Here is an 18,073-nt window from a genome sequence, read left to right as displayed (position 1 = left end):
CTGCGGTCAGACCGGCTCTCTCATCACGCCGATGTGGCGCACGGTTCCGGACAGGCCCGGGAGCTCCTTCGGTTCGGACCAGCCGATCAAGTCGTTGCTGTCGGAGTAGAAGTACTTCCGATTCGTGTAGTCGTCGTAGTACAGCCGCCACGTGCCGTCGGGCAACTCGACGACGGCCGGACCTTCCTTCAATGGGCCGAAGTCTCGGAATGGGGCGGGGGTGTACGGCCCGATCAACGACGGCGCAGTCCAGTGCTCGATCACTTTGTGAGTCTCGTTCTTGGTGAACGCGTGGTAGGTCGATCCCTGCTTGACCACGGTCGTATCGATGTGGTCTGCGTCGATCCCGACGAACGGAACCGGGAAGCTCCACATTCTCAGGCCCGGATCCATCGCTGTCATCAGATACGGAACGAACCCGCCTCCGGTCGACAACGACACGATGATGCTGACGCGGTCGCCTTCGACGAACCACTCCGGTGCCCATGCCTTGGTGGTGAACGGCGACAGTGACGGCCCGTCCGAGAAGCCGGCCGACCCGCTGAATCCGGGCGGACTGGCCGATCCGGTACCGGCTCCGGTGCCCGGAAGGAAAGCGCAGCAGAACGGGATCGGGAAGTTCTGCAGGAACGTCCAGTTCACGCGGTCGCTGCTGCGAGCGAAGCCGATGTTCGCCCCGCCACCCGTCGTGTAGGTCACGTAGTACATACCGTCGGAATGCCGGAAGATGCTCGAGTCACGCACCACACCGGACGGCGGTCGGTACGCCGACGTCTGCACGGCGGTGAAGTCCGTGCCGTCGCTGGATTGGTAGACATCCATGTCGCGGTCACTGTCGTTGCTGAACGCCACCATTGTGTAACGCCACGCGGACGGCGCAGCCGCACTGTTCCCCGTGGCGGAGAACAGCAGCCCCGCGACAGCGAGAATCACCATCGGCACGGCGAGCACGCATTTTCGAACTGTGGGCATCACCCGAGCAGTATCTCCGGCCCGAACACACCATGCGTAACTTTGGTAACAGCCACTACGAATCGTTACCAACCTTGTCACGGATCCGAAATCGACTCCGTCAGGGTTTGGATTGGTACATCTCGTGGTCGGCGTCGTCGAGGATGGCCAGCGCACTTCGGGTGTCGTAGCGATCGACGGTGACTCCGCCGATGCTCGCCGTCACCGTCAAGGCGCGGCCGGCGGTCGTGATGGGTGTGGCGAGCTCGGCACGCACATCGTCGGCCTCGGTCCCCGCACAACGGGGCACAACAGCCACGAACTCGTCTCCACCGATCCGTCCGACGAAGGCATCGGCCGGCAGTGCCCGCGTCAGACGCGCAGCGACCACGCCCAATACTGCATCGCCGACGGTATGACCGTGCAGGTCGTTGATCGTCTTGAAGTTGTCGAGGTCGATGAACAGGACCGCCATGGCGTCGTCGCGGGCCGGCCGCGCCAGCTCTTCGTCGAGGCGCGCCATGATCAGCGGCCTGTTCGGCAGGCCCGTCAGGTCGTCGTGTGTCGCCGCATACTCGAGTTTCATACTCATCCGGTAGGAGTCGGTGATGTCGACGAACGTCGCGACGATCGACGGCGCGGGGTTGCCGGCGTCGAGCATCGTCGATGTCAACGACAGCCAGAAGTTGCGTCCGTCCCGTCGACGCTCGACACCGATCACCGCCTGGCTCGGCCTACCGGTCTTCCTGGTGACGGCGACCGGGTGCTCGTACGGGTGAATCGGACCTTCGTCGGTGCCGTACACCCGGAACGGAAGGGTCGACGCCTGACCGGTCGTCTCCGATCCGACCTCGAGATCGAGAATCGTCTTCGCCGCGAGGTTCGCCGATTCGATGCGTCCGGTGTGGTCGAGTACGACGACTCCGGCCTCGAGCGATTCCACCACCGCGGTGTAGTGCTCCTCGGCCCGTCGCACTGCGCTTCGGTCGGCGCACACCAACACCCAGCCGTCGGGCATCTGTGCCGCGGACACCACCACCGCCAGTGCCGTCCCGTCGGCGCGGCGATGCGACTCGCACAGTCGGCCACCGGCCAGCAGTATCGAGGCCGGATCGCAGGGCACCCCCACCGCGTGGGACACGCTGCGCCCGAGCACGTCCGACGCGCATCTGCCGTACACCGATTCGGCACCGGGGTTCCAGCTCGACACCAGACCGTCGGACGAAACTCCGACGATGGCATCACTGACGTGCTGGACCAGAGCGGCCTGGTACTGCAGTGCCCTCTGCGCAGCCTTGTGCTCGGTGAGGTCTCGCAGAATGACCTGGAACGCCGGCTCACCGTTCCACACGGTGCGCACCGACACCGCTTCCATCGTCAGCGTCGTCCCGTCGAGAGCGAGCACCGTCGCTTCGGACGCTGCGCTGGCGGTGCCGTGGGTGTCGAGAGCGGCGATCCGCTCGAACATGGGCCCGACCGATTCCGCCGCGATGAACTCGGTGATCGGACGCCCGATGACGTCATCGGGCGTCTCGGCGCGGAGATACCTCATTCCGGCGGGGTTCAGATAGACCATCGTGCCGCGTCTGTGCACCCCGATTGCGTCCGGTGAATGCTCGACGAGAACCCGGTAGCGATCTGCCAATCCAGGCGACGCGGAACGCGATTCAGGGTCGCCGACGCTTTCGCGCTCCCCTGGGCCCATGCTCGGTCCTCGCGTTCGTAGACAGACGGTCAACACCCGATTGAACCACCCGGGGAGAGGTCGGTGCAGTTTCCCGCCCGATTCACACTGTATGTCCATTTTTCGACTGGACCTCGGGCCGGTTTCGCGGGCTAAATCGAGGCGCGAGCCGATTCCGGTTCGCGTACCTCGAAAAGAAACGGATATCGACGATGAGCCCTCATGGCATCGACATCAGTGGGATCGGCGCAGTGTCCGGCTACGGCTGGGGCACGGACACCCTGTGGAACGGCCTTGCGACGGGCAAGGCCGCAGCCACGCTCCACCACGACCTTTCCCGCCCCGGCGGAAACCCGGTCTGGCTCGCGACAGTCCCCGACGGTGGGGATCAGCACGACGGCACCAGCCGATTCGGGCGGGCCCTTCGCGGTGCCGCGCGCGAGGCCATCGACGACGCGATGACGCGGGGTTGGCGGCCCGGTCGACGTGTCGGTCTGATCCATGCCGTCGTCCTGGGAGAAGTGGACGAGTGGCGCAATTTCTACCTCGAAGACGGCGGCGAACGCCGTGTCCGTGATTATCTGACGCTCATGCCGTCGACGCCGGTGTCACTGTTGATGCAGGAATACGGCTTTCACGGACCTGCGATGAACGTCTCTGCCATGTGCGCATCGGGCAATGCAGGCCTTCTCACGGCCAAGATGTGGCTCGATACCGGATTCGTCGAGGACGTCGTGTTCGTCGCCACCGATCTGTCGCTGACGCCGGAGAACATCGACCATTTCGTCAAGCTCGGCGTCGGCATCGTCGACGTGGAGCCGCAGGACGGTTGCCGGCCGTTCCAGGAAGGCAGTCGCGGATTCGGAATGGGTGAAGCTGCAACAGCATTCGTACTGTCGACACGAAGCAAGGCCTCGTATGGCCGGGTGTTGGGTGGCTCCATGACGCACGACGCCTTCCACGCCACCTCCATCGACCCCGCGCTCACCCAGGTACGGGCATGTTTCGAGGAAGCGCTGGCCGACGCAGCCGTCACCGCCCAGCAGGTGCGCTATCTCAACGCTCATGGCCCCGGCACCGCACAGTGTGATGCGGCGGAGACCGCGATGTTGGAGACCGTGCTCGAATCGCGCGCGCAGGTGTACTCGGTGAAGCCGTTGACGGGCCATTGCCAGGGTGCTGCATCGGCAATCGAAACGATGTCGGCGGTCATGGGATTCGAGCGCGGACTCGTTCCCGCGGCCCCGCAGGTCTCGGATGCTCACCCCCTGCTGCTCGACGGATTCACCACCGCGGAACCAGGATTGACGGTGAAGTCGTCATTGGGAATGGGCGGACACAACTCGGTGGTGGTGTTGGCTCCCGCGTGACGTGATTCCCGCGCTCCGACCGCCCGTGCCGAGACGGGCGGTCGGGCTGCCGACAAACGGACTTGCCGGTCGGGAACTCCCGACGCCGGATTGTTCGGCCCGCTATCATTCCCCCACACCCACACCGAGGTCGATGCCGTCGAGGAGCTGCGTGAGCAACAAGGTGACCGAATCCGTGTCCGTACCGCCCGCGGCGTGGTTGCCGATGAAGTACCCCCGACGCGGGGGCTATCCCACCGTCGTCCGACCGGTCCATCCCGATGCCGGCGTAGAGCTGGCCGAGAAGATCGAGAACGACGAGCAGACCTTGGCCGATACCTCGTGGTATCTGGTCGACGACGACGACCCGGGCGATCTGACTCTGGCGGCACGAAAGTACCGAGCGGGAGAGGCATCGGCCGTCGGTGCCGCGGCTCTCCACTACCTGCTGAACCGCTGGAGCGGCCGGGACCGCCAGCACGCAGACCTCATCATCGATGGCTGGGTCGCCAGGCATGGGCTGGCATTCGCCTCCGAAGCCCTCATGGAAATGTCCGACATGCGCTTCAGCACCGTAAGCATTGCGGTAGCCGATCTTCCGGACGATGCCGTGTTCATCACCTCGACCATCGGAACCACGGAACCCGGCGAGAGTATACCGATTCCGAAATACGTCTACCGAGAACAACTCTCACAGGTGGACAACCCTGAAGAACAGGTAACGTACACGCCTCTCGAGTACATGCTCGACAGAATGCGCGGCTTGATCGCTGTCGCGTCCGCGGAAGAGTACGAGGCAGCTCGCGCTGCCGTCGAGTCTCTACGGACCAACACCGTACGCAAACTGACCTCGATGTACGTGTTTCCGACCGAACAGCAGTGGGCGGAAGACGCGATCATGGGGACGCGAGTGGAGACCTACCACTGGAACACCCAGCAGATGGTCTCTTCCAACACTCTCGATCAACTGCAACGGACGGCCAACGTATACGGCCCGCAGCGATGGCTCGACGACGACGAGACGCTTGCGGCGGTCGTCGAGGGCATAGGTGCGTCCATCCTGCCCATGCTGCTCGACGCCTTCGATACTCCGAACCCATACACCGGTGCACGGGACGAGACCAGGCTTCTGCGGATTCTTCACGCATTGTCCGCGATTCCCACCGACGAGGCGTTCTCTGCTCTCGTGGAACGCGGGGGCATGAAGAGCGGATTGCCCGCGATCGTGCACGCGATGCGCAGCTATCCGCGTCGGGCCTTCACCGTCCTGGACGGGGCCGATCACGCGCTGTTCGATCGACATGTTCGGCTGCATCCCGCCTTGGCGAGGGACGTTGCGCCGACGCTGTCGGAGCGGGCTCGACGCCGAATATCGGAGCTCTCCAGCTCGTTTCCCGAGGCGACCGATCTCCCGACCATTCTTGTCGATCCGCCGTGGGCGACGCGAACGAAGTCACCGGACGTCGCCCCGATCACCGGACTCGACGCTCCCGAGATTCACCGGATCGATTGGCTTCCAGGCGAATTGGAAGCGATTGCCAACACTCCCCACAGCTACAGCTATTCGTCGTGGGAACAACAACGGAAGTACATCGAGGACTTCACCGAGAAATACGGCCTGAACGAGTGGTCCGTCTGGCAGATGTTTCTGATGGCCCCCGACGACGTCGCTCGACCGCTCCTGTCGACGTGGGACGGGGTGAAACTCAAGGAGCCACTTCGCGTCGTTGCTCGCTACGAACTCGACGCTCTCCCTCTCGTGCTTCGGCACGCTCGCGCTCACCCGGGTGCTGCTGCGCCGTACCTGATGCCGTACGTGAACCTCGAGGTGGCTCGATTGCACGCCACGACGTACGCCACGAGAAAGAACCTCCGAAAGCCGGCGCTGGCGTGGCTCGTTCGGCATGCCGACGATGCCGTGACGTTGTTGACACCCGATGCGGTGGGACCGGCCGGCCCTCGACGAGATCATGCGGCAGAGGCCCTCCGGGGTCTCGTCCGCAGTACGTCGCGTGATCTCGTGCTCGGTGGAGCGGGTCGGTACGGCACGGATGCAGTGGCGGCGATTGCGTCGATCGTCGATCTCGATCCCCTCGACAAACTTCCCAAACGTATTCCCAGAACACCGCCGTGGGCGGATATCGCATCGCTGCCGCCCACCCTGACCGCAGACCGATCTGCAGCACTGCCGGATTCGGCGGTGGCCAACATCGTCACGATGTGTGCCATCGGGGCAGTCGAGGCTCCCTATGCCGGGCTGGAGCACGTGATCGAGTACTGCGACAGCGGCACTCTTGCCGCTACTGCATGGGAGCTGTTCCAACGGTGGTGGGGTGCCGGCGCCCCGTCCAAGGAAAACTGGGCGATCTTGGCCCTCGGCTGGTTGGGGGACGATTCGACCGTCCTGAGACTGGCTCCCCTCATCAGGCAATGGCCGGGCGAGAACGGCACTGCTCGAGCGCAATTGGGCCTCGACGCGCTCGCGGCACACGGATCGGCCAGGGCACTGACCGAACTCGATTACATCTCACGGAAGATGAAATTCAAGTCGCTGAGGAACGGTGCCAAGCAGCGAGTCGCAGAATTGGCCGACAGCCTTGGGCTCGACCGCGAACAACTGGCGGATCGAATCGTTCCCACGCTGGACCTGACACCCGACGGAACCATGACATTCGACTACGGGCGACGAACGTTCACCATCGGGTTCACCGAAGCGCTCGTGCCGTACGTGCTCGATGAGAACGGCAAGAAGACGTCCGGACTACCCAAGCCGTCCACTGCCGACGACGCGGTACTTGCCGAGAACGCCAAGAAGCGCTTCGCCGACCTCAAACGCGAAGCGAAATCCGTTGCAGCCGAGCAGATCAAGCGCCTCAACCGATCCATGGTCACGGGAAGACGTTGGACTGGAGACGAATTCTCGGAGTACGTACTCGGGCACCCTCTGCTGATACATCTCGCTCGACGCCTTCTGTGGGCGTCGTTCGACGCAAGCAATCGGCCCGTCGTGGTGTTTCGAGTGGCCGAGGACAGCACCCTCGCCGACATCGACGACAATTCGATCGACCTGCCGGTCGGACGCGTCGGACTCGTCCACCCAGCGCACATTCCGGACACCGTGGGTACCTGGTCCGAGGTGTTCGCCGACTACGAGATCCTGCAGCCGTTCGCTCAACTCGGCAGGCCGGTGCACGACCCTCTGCCCGGTGACGTCGATGGAACCGGTCTCGCACGATTCACCGGAGTGACCGCGACGCCGAGCCAAGCACTTCGGCTCACTCACCGGGGCTGGGAACCGGTCTGGGAGAACCCGGGGTCGTGGGGGCAGGGTCTGCTGTACGAGCTGAGCGACTCCGTATCGGTGCTGCTCGGACTCGATCCCGGTATGGGTACCGGCGATCCCTACAACGGCTACCCGGATCAGAAACTCGTTTCGGTGGACCTGCGGGGCGGAACGCTGGACGACGTAGATCGTGCAACAGTGTCCGAACTGATTGCCGACCTGGACGGATTCGCATCATGACAGCGCAGGTTCAGAGACCGCCTGCGGAGAAGCGCTACGCAGCCGAACTCGAGCAGTTGACAGAAGAGGACCGCGGGCCTCGACCACCCGGATGGAAGCTGAGTTTGACGGCGGCGCGTTCGTTCGTCATGGGCGACGCCGACCGTGGGATCGTGGAGAAGTACATCGGCAATCCGTCTTTGGTCGAACGTGCGCTCGTCACCCTCGCCACGACACGAGGGCTGATGCTGGTCGGCGAGCCCGGCACCGCGAAGTCGATGCTCTCGGAGTTGATCGCTGCGGCTGTCAGCGGAGACTCGACTCTCACGATCCAGGGCGGCGCTGCAACCACCGAGGACCAAATCCGGTACTCGTGGAATTACGCGCTCCTCGTGGCCGAAGGGCCGTCGACTCGGTCGTTGATCCCGGCACCGATGATGCGCGGCATGTCAGAGGGCCGCGTCGTGCGGTTCGAGGAAATCACCCGCTGCCCGCTCGAAGTGCAGGACACTCTGCTGTCCTTGCTGTCGGAGCGCGTCATGGCGGTGCCGGAACTGGCCGGCATCGATGCGATGGTCTATGCACGTGAGGGTTTCAACGTGATCGCGACAGCGAACACCCGTGATCGCGGAGTGAACGAAATGAGTGCCGCACTCAAGCGGCGATTCAATTTCGAGACCGTGCACCCGATCTCGGACTTCGACACCGAGATCGAGTTGGTCCGTTCGGAGTCGGCCGAGCTGTTGCGCGCCTCGGGCGTCGACATAGCTCAAGATCCCGCTGTCACAGAACTTTTGGTCACGTTGTTCCGTGATCTCCGAACGGGATTCGCCGCCGACGGCACGGCCGTCGAACGTTTGTCCTCGGTGCTGAGCACCGCCGAGGCGGTGTCTCTGGCTCACGCCACCGGCATCCGCGGATGGTATCTGCGCGGCGATTGCGGCTCGGTCAGGGATTTGGCCGAATCTCTGGCCGGGACCGCCACCAAGGACAACGCCGAGGACACCGCTCGCCTACGCAGGTACATCGAGCAGCGGTCCACTCATCGATCCGGCCAGTCCTGGCGAGAGTTGCGCGAAGCACACGCACACTTGGCTCCCTAGTGACCGACCTCGACAGCTCGGTAATCGTCATCGGAGTCCGGCACCACAGTCCCGCCTGTGCTCGGGTGGTGTCGGACACGATCGAACGAGTGCGGCCGGCCCACGTGCTGATCGAAGGGCCTGCGGATTACACCGGCCGTCTGACGGATCTGACCAGAGGGCACCAGCTCCCGATCGCCCTCTTCTCCCATGCCAGGAATGGACGGTCCACGCGGGTCACGTGGACCGCATTCACCGATTTCTCGCCCGAGTGGGTGGCGCTCGAGCAGGCAGCCAGAGTCGGTGCGGAGTCCCGATTCATCGACCTTCCAGCGTGGCATCCCGATTTCGATTCGGAAACAGAGCGATACAGCGCTGCGGCGATGACAGCGATGAAGCGCATGGGTCTCGACACCGTCGACGCGATGTGGGATCACGTCGTGGAATGTCGCGCACAGGCGACCACGACATCGCAGATGATCGACATCCTGAACACCTATTTCGACATGGTCCGTGCCGGTGGCCCGGCAGCGTCCGCACGAGAGAAGTACATGGCGTCATGGGCCCGGTCCGCCCAGCTCCGAGGCGGACCGGTCGTGGTCGTCTGCGGCGGGTACCATCGGCCCGCAATCATGGCAGAGTTGACCGCCGGTCCACCGCCGAGCGACGCATGGCCTCCCGTGCCTGTGGCGGAACCGAGTCTCGATGTCGGCACCTACCTGATTCCGTACTCCTATCGTCGGCTGCGGCTCGAAGCACCGTGGTGGTACGAAATGCTGTGGCGAAACGGCATTTCGGCACCCCAGATCGCGATCGAGGCACTCGTGCGCTCTCTGCGATCGCAGGGCCACCACGTCTCGACCACCGACGTCATCGGGTTCCGCACGCAAGCCCTTGCACTGGCCGCGATGCGCGGCCATTCGACCCCGACGCGCCGCGACGTCCTGGACGCAGCGGCCGGTTCCCTGATCGACCAGGCCCTGACCTCGCCGCTACCGTGGACACGTGCGGGCGAGCCGGACGGCGTCGATCCGGACCCGGTGATCACCGCTTGTGTCCGCACCATGCGCGGAGACCGGCGCGGCGCACTGCATCCCGACTCCCCCGCACCTGGCCTCGTCCATCACGTCGACATGCTTCTCGAAGAACTCGATCTTGTTCCCGGCACGGTCTCACTGGACCTCACCGACCACCGAGGCCGTACCCGCAGCCGCGTGCTGCACCAGTTGCGGCTGTTGGGGATACCGGGATTCGGACGAACATTCGGCCCCACCGGTGGATCGGACATGCTCTCGGCCGAGCAGTGGGTGATCACGCAGACGGACGAGCGGGATCCGGCATTGACCGAAGCAGCAGCCCACGGCCACACCCTGGTCGAAGCGTCGTCCGCACAGTTGGAATCCGCACTGCGACGCGGCGGATCAGACGTCGCGACAGTTGCCGAGCTGCTCTTCGACGCAGTCCTGTGCGGGCTCGACTCGATGTCCGACGCTACCGCCCTCGTGGCGGTCGAATCTCTCCACGCGGCCGCCGACCTCGCGGACGTCGGACTACTCGCACGAACATCTCTCGACCTCTGGCGGCACGATTTCCTTTTCGGCAGTCGGGGCTCGACAGTGTTGGGGGCTGTCGTCACCGCGGCGTGCTCCCGGGTGATCACGCTCGCCCGACGGAGCCGGGCGACACCGGGCGGCGCAGACATCGGCCGAATCGAAGCAATGGCGGTTGTCGCCGACGTGATGCGCCACGCTGCACGGCTTCTCACCGACGATCCCACAACCGAGCTGGCCTTGCTGGCAGCCGACCATGGCGCAGCGGTCGATATGAGAGGGGCAGCACTGGGCACGTCGTGGAGTCGTTCGACGCCGGCTTCGGCCGCGGCAGCAGTTCGATCGATCGCGCCGGATCGGCTCGGCGACTGGCTGTGCGGTCTGTTCGGTGTCGCACGCGAGAGTTTCCTCCACAACGGCTCCGGCAACGCGGTTCTGACAGCAGTCGACGACGTCGTGAGCGGCCTGACCGAGCACGACTTCCTGGTTGCGCTCCCTGCCCTGCGGCAGTCCTTCGAGTTCTTCCCTCCCCGTGAACGCAGCGCGGTTGCTGCGCGGTTCGTCGCCGCATCCACCGCGTCGCCGGTTCCCGAATCGGTCGAGCCCGGCGTGCTGCTCGACGGGCGGATCGACGCGCAGCTCGACGAGATCGGATTGCGATGAGTGCGGAGCGATGGCGGCTGATCCTGGGTGATGCGTCGGCGAGTGTCCTCGGTGACGTCACCGGTGAGGCTGCCGAGCGCGATGGCGCTCTGGAATGGTTGTACGGTCGAGACCCTGCGCGCGCGGCGCAGGGAGTGCGGGCGGGCGGATCACGCTCGGCGTCAGCGAGTTCCGCGTCGGACGGTGGCGACGGAACCGACACATCCACGGATGCAGGCGCCGAACGCCGCCGCGGAAGCCGTGCGCGGCCGAACGGAATCGGGACCACCGTGGTGACAGCGGTGGACTGGCTCGACGACATCCACCGGCTCTTCCCTCGCGAAACGATCCATCGCCTCGAGCGAGATGCCGTCGAGAAGTACGAGATCACCGAGGTGGTGACCGACCCGGAGGCCCTGGAACGTATCGAGCCGAGTGTGACGCTGCTGCGCGCTCTGCTGCGCACGAAGCACCTCATGGATCCGCGGGTGCTGGCGATGGCCAAGAAGGCAGTGGACGAGGTGGTCCGTGAGCTGATCGAGAAGCTGTCCGTCGACGTGCGAAAGACATTTCACGGCACCCGCAGTCGACAGCGCACGTCGTTTCGCAACTCACGGAACTTCGACTTTCCTGCAACGGTTCTCGCGAATCTGAAGCATTGGTCACCGGAAACCCGATCGATCGCCATCGAGCGACCGCTGTTCTCGTCTCGGACCCGTAGGCACACCGACACGTGGACCCTGATCCTGCTGGTGGATCAGTCGGGATCGATGGTGGATTCGGTCGTGCACTCCGCGGTGACCGCGGCGTGTTTCTGGAACGTCCCCGGTTTGAGAACCCATCTGATCGCGTACGACACCAACGTCGTGGACCTCACCTCCGAGGTGCTCGACCCGGTCGAACTACTGATGGGGGTTCAACTCGGCGGTGGCAACGACGGAGCCAAGGCCGTCGACTACGCGGGACAACTCGTCGACACACCTCGCCGAACCATCGTGGTGATCATCTCCGATCTGTACGAGAGTGCGCCGGATACGTTCGTACGCAGCATATCTCGACTCACGGACGAGGGCGTGAAGGTGCTCGCCCTTGCGGCACTGGACGAGGGTGGGGAACCTGATTACGACCGCGAGATTGCTCGCCGCCTCGCACGCCTCGGAGTGCACGTCGGTGCGATGACGCCGGGCGGTTTGGCCGAATTCGTGGCCGGCTGCATCCGATGAGCGGGTGGCATCGATGACGACGAGACCGGACGTTGCTGCACTCACCGACGAGGCGTTGGCGATCGTGGCCAATCGAGGACTTCTCAAGAGGGCCCTTCGCATGGTGGACGAACAGCCTCCGGCGCTCTCGGTGTCGGACGAGTGCATAACCGCGCGATTCGCCGACGGTGCAGTCACGGAACTGCCATCCTCGACTCCCTTCGATGAGGCGTCGTGCACCTGCGGTGCCGCCGCAGTGTGCCGACACCGGATAGGTCTGGTACTCGCGTATCGAGCACGACACGAGACTCCTTCCCCCGCCGAATCCTGGACGCCGGGGCAGTTCGAGGATGCCGATCTGGAGCGTCACCTCGGGGCTGCGGCGGTTCGGCGAGCCAGAAGAACTCGAAGCGATGGCTATCAGGCCAGAGTCGTACGGCCGAGTGATCCTGCATCCGCCGTTCGCGTCGAACTCCCGCACTGTACGGTTCGGTTTCTCACACCACACGAGCTCGGCCATGCCCATTCCTCGGCATCGCCCGAGGTCGCTCCGGACTCGATCGTCCTGGCAGTGTGGGCTGTGCGCGCATCGGACGAACTGGGCCGAGAGGATGTATTCGTCAGTACTGCAGCAACTGTCGAGGTTGCGCAAGCACCGGCGGCGGGCCGGACCCTGGCGCGAACGATCCTCCTCGACGGGGTAGCGGGCACGTCGTCGGTGCAACGGGCGGCCGCTGCCCGAACGACTCACCACATTCAGGCCGGACGGACCGTGTGGCTGGCAGACGCGTGCGTCGAGCTGACCGATCAACTCGACGCGTACACAAGCCGCAGCGCACGGCACAATCGCACCAGGGTCGCCCGAGTCATCGGCGAGATTCACGCTCGAGTCGAGTTGGGTGCGTCCGCGGACGCGGCCCTCGCCGCCCATGCGCTCGGTGCCGAGAGCTCCGGCGAAACACCGCTCAGGCGTACGGTTCTGGCGGGGCTCGGAGCACGGGCAACCCGCGTCGTCGATGGCATCGACGTCGACGTCTATTTCTCCGAGCTCGATTCGGATGCGGTGTATGTCCTGCGCCGCCATTGGTCCGGTGAAAACCTGACCGGCCACAGCGTTGTAGCGCGCCGGACCGGGGGCACCACTGTCGGCAACCTCTCGACGTCGACGATCGTGACCGAATCCGCCGTCCGGCGCGCGAATCGCAGAATCAGATTGGGACGCCGAGGAATCGGCCGAACGTCCATTCTTCCGTTGAGCACGGAAGCCTGGAACGGTTCGCCGAACGTGATACACGACTACTCCGAGGCACGACGCCGATTCACCGAACGCAGGCCGTCCTTCGCACGGGACAGGGTGACCACCGACAACATCGGGTTGATCGGAGTCCATTCGGTGATCGACATCGACTACTCCCCTTCGGAACAGCTGTCGACTGTGGTGATATCGGATGAACTGGGAAACCGAGCACATGTTGTCGTCGAGCACCGCAGTGAAGCGCCTGGCGCGATCGACGCAGTACTGAACGCGATGTCAGCGGGACCGCGAACCGTCGCGGGGCCGATCGATGCCCGCGCCGGTGTGCTACGCATCGCCCCCACTGCCGTGGCCTGCGAACTCGGTGTCGTCGTTCCCGATCTCCAACCCGCCGACAGCGCAACCCAATTGACCCGGACCCCCCTTTCGGACCGTGTCGATGCTGTCGACAACGCGATCGCCGCTGCGCTCGGTACTCTCGCCGACATCTCACACCGGGGTGTTCGCCACGCCGCCGAGTCCGACATCGCCTCGCTACGCGTGTGCGCAGGCACCGTGAGCGACGCCGGAATGCGCACAACGGGCCGATCGCTCTCGCTGATCGCCGATTACCTTGCCGGCGGCGAATCGGACGCAGCAGCGGACGCCTGGGTGCGCGCGATGCTTCGCATCATGGTTGCCGAGGAGTCCTACTGAACCGAGACCTCACACCTCGGTGGCAGCACCGCAGATTCCGCATTCCTCGAATTCGACGCGCTTCCAACGTGCAACAGGAACGAAGAACAGTGTGAATTGCTGGTACTGCTTCATTCTCGACCATTGGGTCGTGTTGTGGCACCGCGGGCAGCTTCGCGTCGAGCCCGGGCCGACGTGTTTGCGCTTGCTGCCGAAACCGAAGAGTAGGAACATCACCCCAGCATAGGTGGCCCCAGCGACTGCAGAATCCTGTGCGGCACGGCCACCATCGCGTACTCGCGATGGTGGCCGTGCCGGGTCGGACGCTGTCAGGCGGCGATCATGCCGTGCGGGTCGATGACGAATTTCTGCGCGACACCACTGTCGAATTCGCGGTAGCCACGCGGAGCGTCGTCGAGCGTGATTACTGTCGCATTGACGGCCTTCGCAATCGAGACTCGGTCCGAGAGAATCGCATTCATCAGTTCGCGGTGGTAGCTCATCACCGGGCACTGCCCCGTGGCGAACGACAGCGACTTCGCCCATCCGGTGCCGAGACTGAGCGAGAGGGCACCACGCTGCGCAGCCTCGTCCACGCCGCCGGGGTCCCCGGTCACGTACAGTCCTGGAATCCCGATGCCGCCGCCCGCAGTCGTGATGTCCATCAACGAATTCAATACCGTGGCCGGTGCTTCGCGGGACGAGTCCCCACCGTGACCGCGGGCTTCGAAGCCCACGGCATCCACGGCGGCGTCGACCTCCGGGATGCCGAGAATCTGTTCGATCTGGTCCTGCGGCGCACCCTTGCCGACATCGACGGTCTCGCAGCCGAACGTGCGCGCCTGGGCCAACCGATCGGCATTCATGTCACCGACTATGACCACCGATGCGCCCAGAAGTTGCGCGCCGACCGCGGCGGCGAGGCCCACCGGACCTGCACCCGCGATATACACAGTCGCACCGGGTTTCACCCCGGCGGTCACCGCTCCGTGGAACCCGGTGGGAAAGATGTCGGACAGCATCGTCAGGTCCAGAATCTTTTCCAGTGCCTGATCGCGGTCGGGAAATTTCAGCAGATTGAAGTCCGCGTAGGGGGCCATGACGTACTCGGCCTGGCCTCCGACCCAACCGCCCATGTCCACGTAGCCGAACGCCGAGCCCGGTCGATCAGGGTTGACGTTGAGACAGATTCCGGTCTTGCGTTCCTTGCAGTTTCGACACCGTCCGCACGCGATGTTGAACGGAACCGAGCAGATGTCTCCGACCTTCAGAAACTCGACGTCTCGTCCGACCTCGACGATTTCGCCGGTGATCTCGTGACCGAGGACCAGCCCTTCGGGTGCAGTGGTTCGCCCACGGACCATGTGCTGATCACTGCCGCAGATGTTGGTCGAGACGACCTTGAGGATCACTCCGTGCTCGCACTTACGACCGACGTTCGCCGGGTTCACTCCGGGACCGTCGGTCAGTTCCAGCCCGGGATAGGCGATGTCCTGAACCTCCACCTTGCCCGGGCCTGCGTACGTCACTGCGCGGTTGTCTGCCATGAGTTCTCCTCTTCGTCGAGTGAGCTGGGTGACCAGCGGGCCGGGGTCATCGACCCGATCTGCGCCTGTGGCCCGCATCACACCAGTATGCACAGATTCGAATGTGGACGTGCGCGCCGAACCCGAGGCGAGCGAGCGAGCCGACACCGACGCTGCGACTCGCTATCGGATGGACCATCCCGCCCCGAGCACTTGACTCAGCCCGATGTTAGCGCTCACACTGTGTTGCACACGTCACAGTGGGTGGCAACGTGAAGGAGATCTGCATGCCGGTTGACCGCTACACGGTGGGAGTCGATTTCGGCACCCTCTCCGGCCGGGCCGTCGTCGTCCGCGTCTCGGACGGGACCGAAATCGCCTCGGCCGTACACGATTACCGTCACGCGGTGCTCGAGGAGACGCTCCCGAGCGGCACGGTCCGACTGCCCGACGCCTGGGCCCTGCAGGTACCCGACGACTATCGGGACGTCCTGCGGACTGCAGTCCCCGCTGCTCTGGCCGCCGCAGGCATCGAACCCGAACAGGTCGTCGGCATCGGCACCGACTTCACCGCGTGCACCATGGTGCCGACCGATGCCGATGGCACCCCACTGTGCGAGGACCCGCGCTTCGCCGATCGACCGCACTCCTACGTGAAGCTGTGGAAACACCACGCGGCGCAGGGCCAAGCAGACCGCATCAACGATCTGGCCGAACGGCGCGGTGAGAGCTGGCTCCCTCGCTACGGCGGACTGATCTCCTCCGAGTGGGAGTTCGCCAAGGCGCTGCAGATCCACGAGGAAGACCCCGAAATCTACGACGCGATGGACCGGTGGGTGGAGGCGGCCGACTGGATCGTCTGGCAGCTCTGCGGTACGTATGTGCGCAACGCCTGTACTGCCGGATACAAGGGCATCTATCAGGACGGGCAGTATCCGTCCGTGGACTTCCTCACCGAACTCGCACCGGGATTCGGATCCTTCGTCGCCGACAAGCTGGACCAGCCGCTGGGCGACTTGGGTTCGCGCGCAGGGTCCTTGACCGCCGAGGCTGCCGGGTGGACAGGTCTTCCGGAAGGTATTGCCGTCGCAGTCGGAAACGTCGATGCGCACGTGACGGCACCCGCCGCCGGCGCGGTGGAGCCGGGCCGGATGGTCGCGATCATGGGAACGTCGACGTGCCACGTCATGAGTTCGACTGTGCTGAAGGAAGTTCCTGGCATGTGCGGAGTCGTCGACGGCGGCATCGTGGCCGGATCCTTCGGCTACGAAGCGGGTCAGAGCGGCGTCGGCGACATATTCGGATGGTTCACGCGAACCGGAGTTCCGGCGTCCTACAGCGAGGCGGCAACCGCCGCAGGCGAGTCGGTACACGAATACCTGACGCGACTGGCGGAAAAGCAACAAGTGGGCGAGCACGGCCTCGTCGCGCTCGACTGGCACAGCGGCAACAGGTCGATCCTCGTCGATCACGAGCTGTCCGGTCTGGTCATCGGATCGACGCTCGCGACGCGGCCCGAGGACACCTACCGCGCATTGCTGGAGGCCACGGCATTCGGAACCCGCGTCATCGTGGAGACCTTCCGCAACAGTGGTGTCCCGGTCGAGGAGTTCGTCGTTGCCGGCGGGTTGGCACGCAATCCGCTGCTCATGCAGATCTATGCGGATGTACTACGAATGCCGTTGTCCGTCATTGCATCCGCGCAGGGACCGGCACTGGGATCTGCCATCCACGCTGCAGTGGCAGCCGGGTGCTACCCCGACGTGCCCGTTGCCTCGAAGTCGATGGGCAAGGTGCGCCGGGCCGCTTTCGTACCCGACGAATCGCGATCGCACGCCTACGACTCCCTGTTCGAGATCTATGTGGAACTGCACGACCGATTCGGACGGGACGTGTCGACGATGCGCCGTCTGCGCGCACTACGACGCACCGCATTGGCTCGAAAGGTGGATGTGTGATGACGGTTGTCGACGACGTGCGCGAGGTCATCGAGGAAGTCCGCCGCGACGTGTGCACGCTGCACGCCGAGCTCGTGCGGTACGGCCTGGTGGTGTGGACGGCCGGCAACGTCTCGGCGCGGGTTCCCGGGCGGGATCTGATGGTCATCAAGCCCAGTGGCGTCTCGTACGACGATCTCACGCCCGGCAACATGGTGGTGTGCGATCTGTACGGCAAGGTGGTCGACGGTGACCATGCACCCTCCTCCGACACCGAGGCGCAGGCCTACGTCTACCGGCACCTCCATCACATCGGCGGTGTGGTGCACACACATTCGCCGTACGCCGTTGCGTGGGCGGCCCGAGGGGAACCCATTCCCGTGGTCACCACGATGTGCGCAGACGAGTTCGGCGGCGACATTCCCGTCGGCCCCTTCGCGACGATCGGCGACGATTCGATCGGCCGCGGCATCGTCGACACCCTCGCGGACAGTCGATCTCCCGCTGTGCTGATGCAGAACCACGGCGTGTTCGCAGTGGGACCCACCGCTCGATCGGCGGTGAAGGCAGCGGTCATGTGCGAGGACGTCGCGCGATCGGTACATCTGTCCTACCAACTGGGACAACCACTTCGCATCCCGAGCTCCTCGGTCGACGCACTCTACGACCGATACCAGAACGTCTACGGCCAGCGCTGACCGGCGCACCCATTTTCCAC

General features: G+C 64.6%; 12 protein-coding genes. 8 read left to right on the top strand and 4 right to left on the bottom strand.

Annotated elements, in window-relative coordinates:
• Positions 1–6 precede the first annotated feature (6 nt).
• Both CH275_RS21570 and CH275_RS21565 read right to left on the bottom strand, forming a co-directional pair.
• Positions 7–936: an arabinofuranosidase gene (locus CH275_RS21570; protein WP_094680342.1), complete on the bottom strand. Its 930-nt coding sequence runs from the start codon at positions 934–936 to the stop codon at positions 7–9.
• 136 nt (positions 937–1,072) lie between these two features.
• Positions 1,073–2,656, bottom strand: a complete 1,584-nt coding sequence (locus CH275_RS21565) for a sensor domain-containing protein (protein WP_179276269.1) — start codon at positions 2,654–2,656, stop codon at positions 1,073–1,075.
• A 191-nt stretch (positions 2,657–2,847) separates the two neighbouring features.
• Here CH275_RS21565 and CH275_RS21560 point away from each other — a divergent pair, with 191 nt between their 5' ends.
• From CH275_RS21560 to CH275_RS21535, 6 genes are all read left to right on the top strand, one after another.
• Positions 2,848–4,005 (top strand): beta-ketoacyl synthase N-terminal-like domain-containing protein, encoded by a 1,158-nt coding sequence (locus CH275_RS21560; protein WP_094680238.1) that lies wholly within the window; start codon positions 2,848–2,850, stop codon positions 4,003–4,005.
• Positions 4,006–4,156: 151 nt separating this feature from the next.
• Complete coding sequence (locus tag CH275_RS21555; RefSeq protein WP_179276268.1) at positions 4,157–7,507, top strand: DUF4132 domain-containing protein; 3,351 nt, start codon at positions 4,157–4,159, stop codon at positions 7,505–7,507.
• The gene (locus tag CH275_RS21550; protein WP_094680236.1) at positions 7,504–8,589 is read left to right on the top strand and encodes an ATP-binding protein; all 1,086 of its coding nucleotides are present in this window, start codon (positions 7,504–7,506) and stop codon (positions 8,587–8,589) included. The genes CH275_RS21555 and CH275_RS21550 overlap by 4 nt, the downstream gene beginning before the upstream one ends.
• A gap of 68 nt (positions 8,590–8,657) precedes the next feature.
• Positions 8,658–10,781: a DUF5682 family protein gene (locus tag CH275_RS21545; protein ID WP_218828811.1), complete on the top strand. Its 2,124-nt coding sequence runs from the start codon at positions 8,658–8,660 to the stop codon at positions 10,779–10,781.
• The gene (locus CH275_RS21540; RefSeq protein ID WP_094680234.1) at positions 10,778–11,983 is read left to right on the top strand and encodes a VWA domain-containing protein; all 1,206 of its coding nucleotides are present in this window, start codon (positions 10,778–10,780) and stop codon (positions 11,981–11,983) included. The genes CH275_RS21545 and CH275_RS21540 overlap by 4 nt, the downstream gene beginning before the upstream one ends.
• A gap of 13 nt (positions 11,984–11,996) precedes the next feature.
• Positions 11,997–13,913, top strand: a complete 1,917-nt coding sequence (locus tag CH275_RS21535; protein WP_094680233.1) for a hypothetical protein — start codon at positions 11,997–11,999, stop codon at positions 13,911–13,913.
• A 9-nt stretch (positions 13,914–13,922) separates the two neighbouring features.
• Here the strand turns inward: CH275_RS21535 and CH275_RS21530 are convergent, their stop codons facing one another.
• Together CH275_RS21530 and fdhA are read right to left on the bottom strand one after the other, a co-directional pair.
• Positions 13,923–14,126 (bottom strand): zinc-ribbon domain-containing protein, encoded by a 204-nt coding sequence (locus CH275_RS21530; protein WP_094680232.1) that lies wholly within the window; start codon positions 14,124–14,126, stop codon positions 13,923–13,925.
• A gap of 95 nt (positions 14,127–14,221) precedes the next feature.
• Positions 14,222–15,439: a formaldehyde dehydrogenase, glutathione-independent gene (gene fdhA, locus CH275_RS21525; protein ID WP_094680341.1), complete on the bottom strand. Its 1,218-nt coding sequence runs from the start codon at positions 15,437–15,439 to the stop codon at positions 14,222–14,224.
• Positions 15,440–15,705: 266 nt separating this feature from the next.
• Here fdhA and araB point away from each other — a divergent pair, with 266 nt between their 5' ends.
• Positions 15,706–17,376, top strand: coding sequence for a ribulokinase (gene araB / locus CH275_RS21520; protein WP_094680340.1), 1,671 nt, complete (start codon positions 15,706–15,708; stop codon positions 17,374–17,376).
• Positions 17,376–18,053: an L-ribulose-5-phosphate 4-epimerase gene (locus CH275_RS21515; protein ID WP_094680231.1), complete on the top strand. Its 678-nt coding sequence runs from the start codon at positions 17,376–17,378 to the stop codon at positions 18,051–18,053. The genes araB and CH275_RS21515 overlap by 1 nt, the downstream gene beginning before the upstream one ends.
• Positions 18,054–18,073 lie beyond the last annotated feature (20 nt).

The sequence above is a fragment of the Rhodococcus sp. 06-235-1A genome (assembly GCF_002258785.1).
Classification (GTDB): Bacteria; Actinomycetota; Actinomycetes; order Mycobacteriales; family Mycobacteriaceae; genus Rhodococcoides.
The sequence above is the reverse complement of the archived record's forward strand: the minus strand, read 5'-3'. Positions and strand labels throughout refer to the sequence as shown.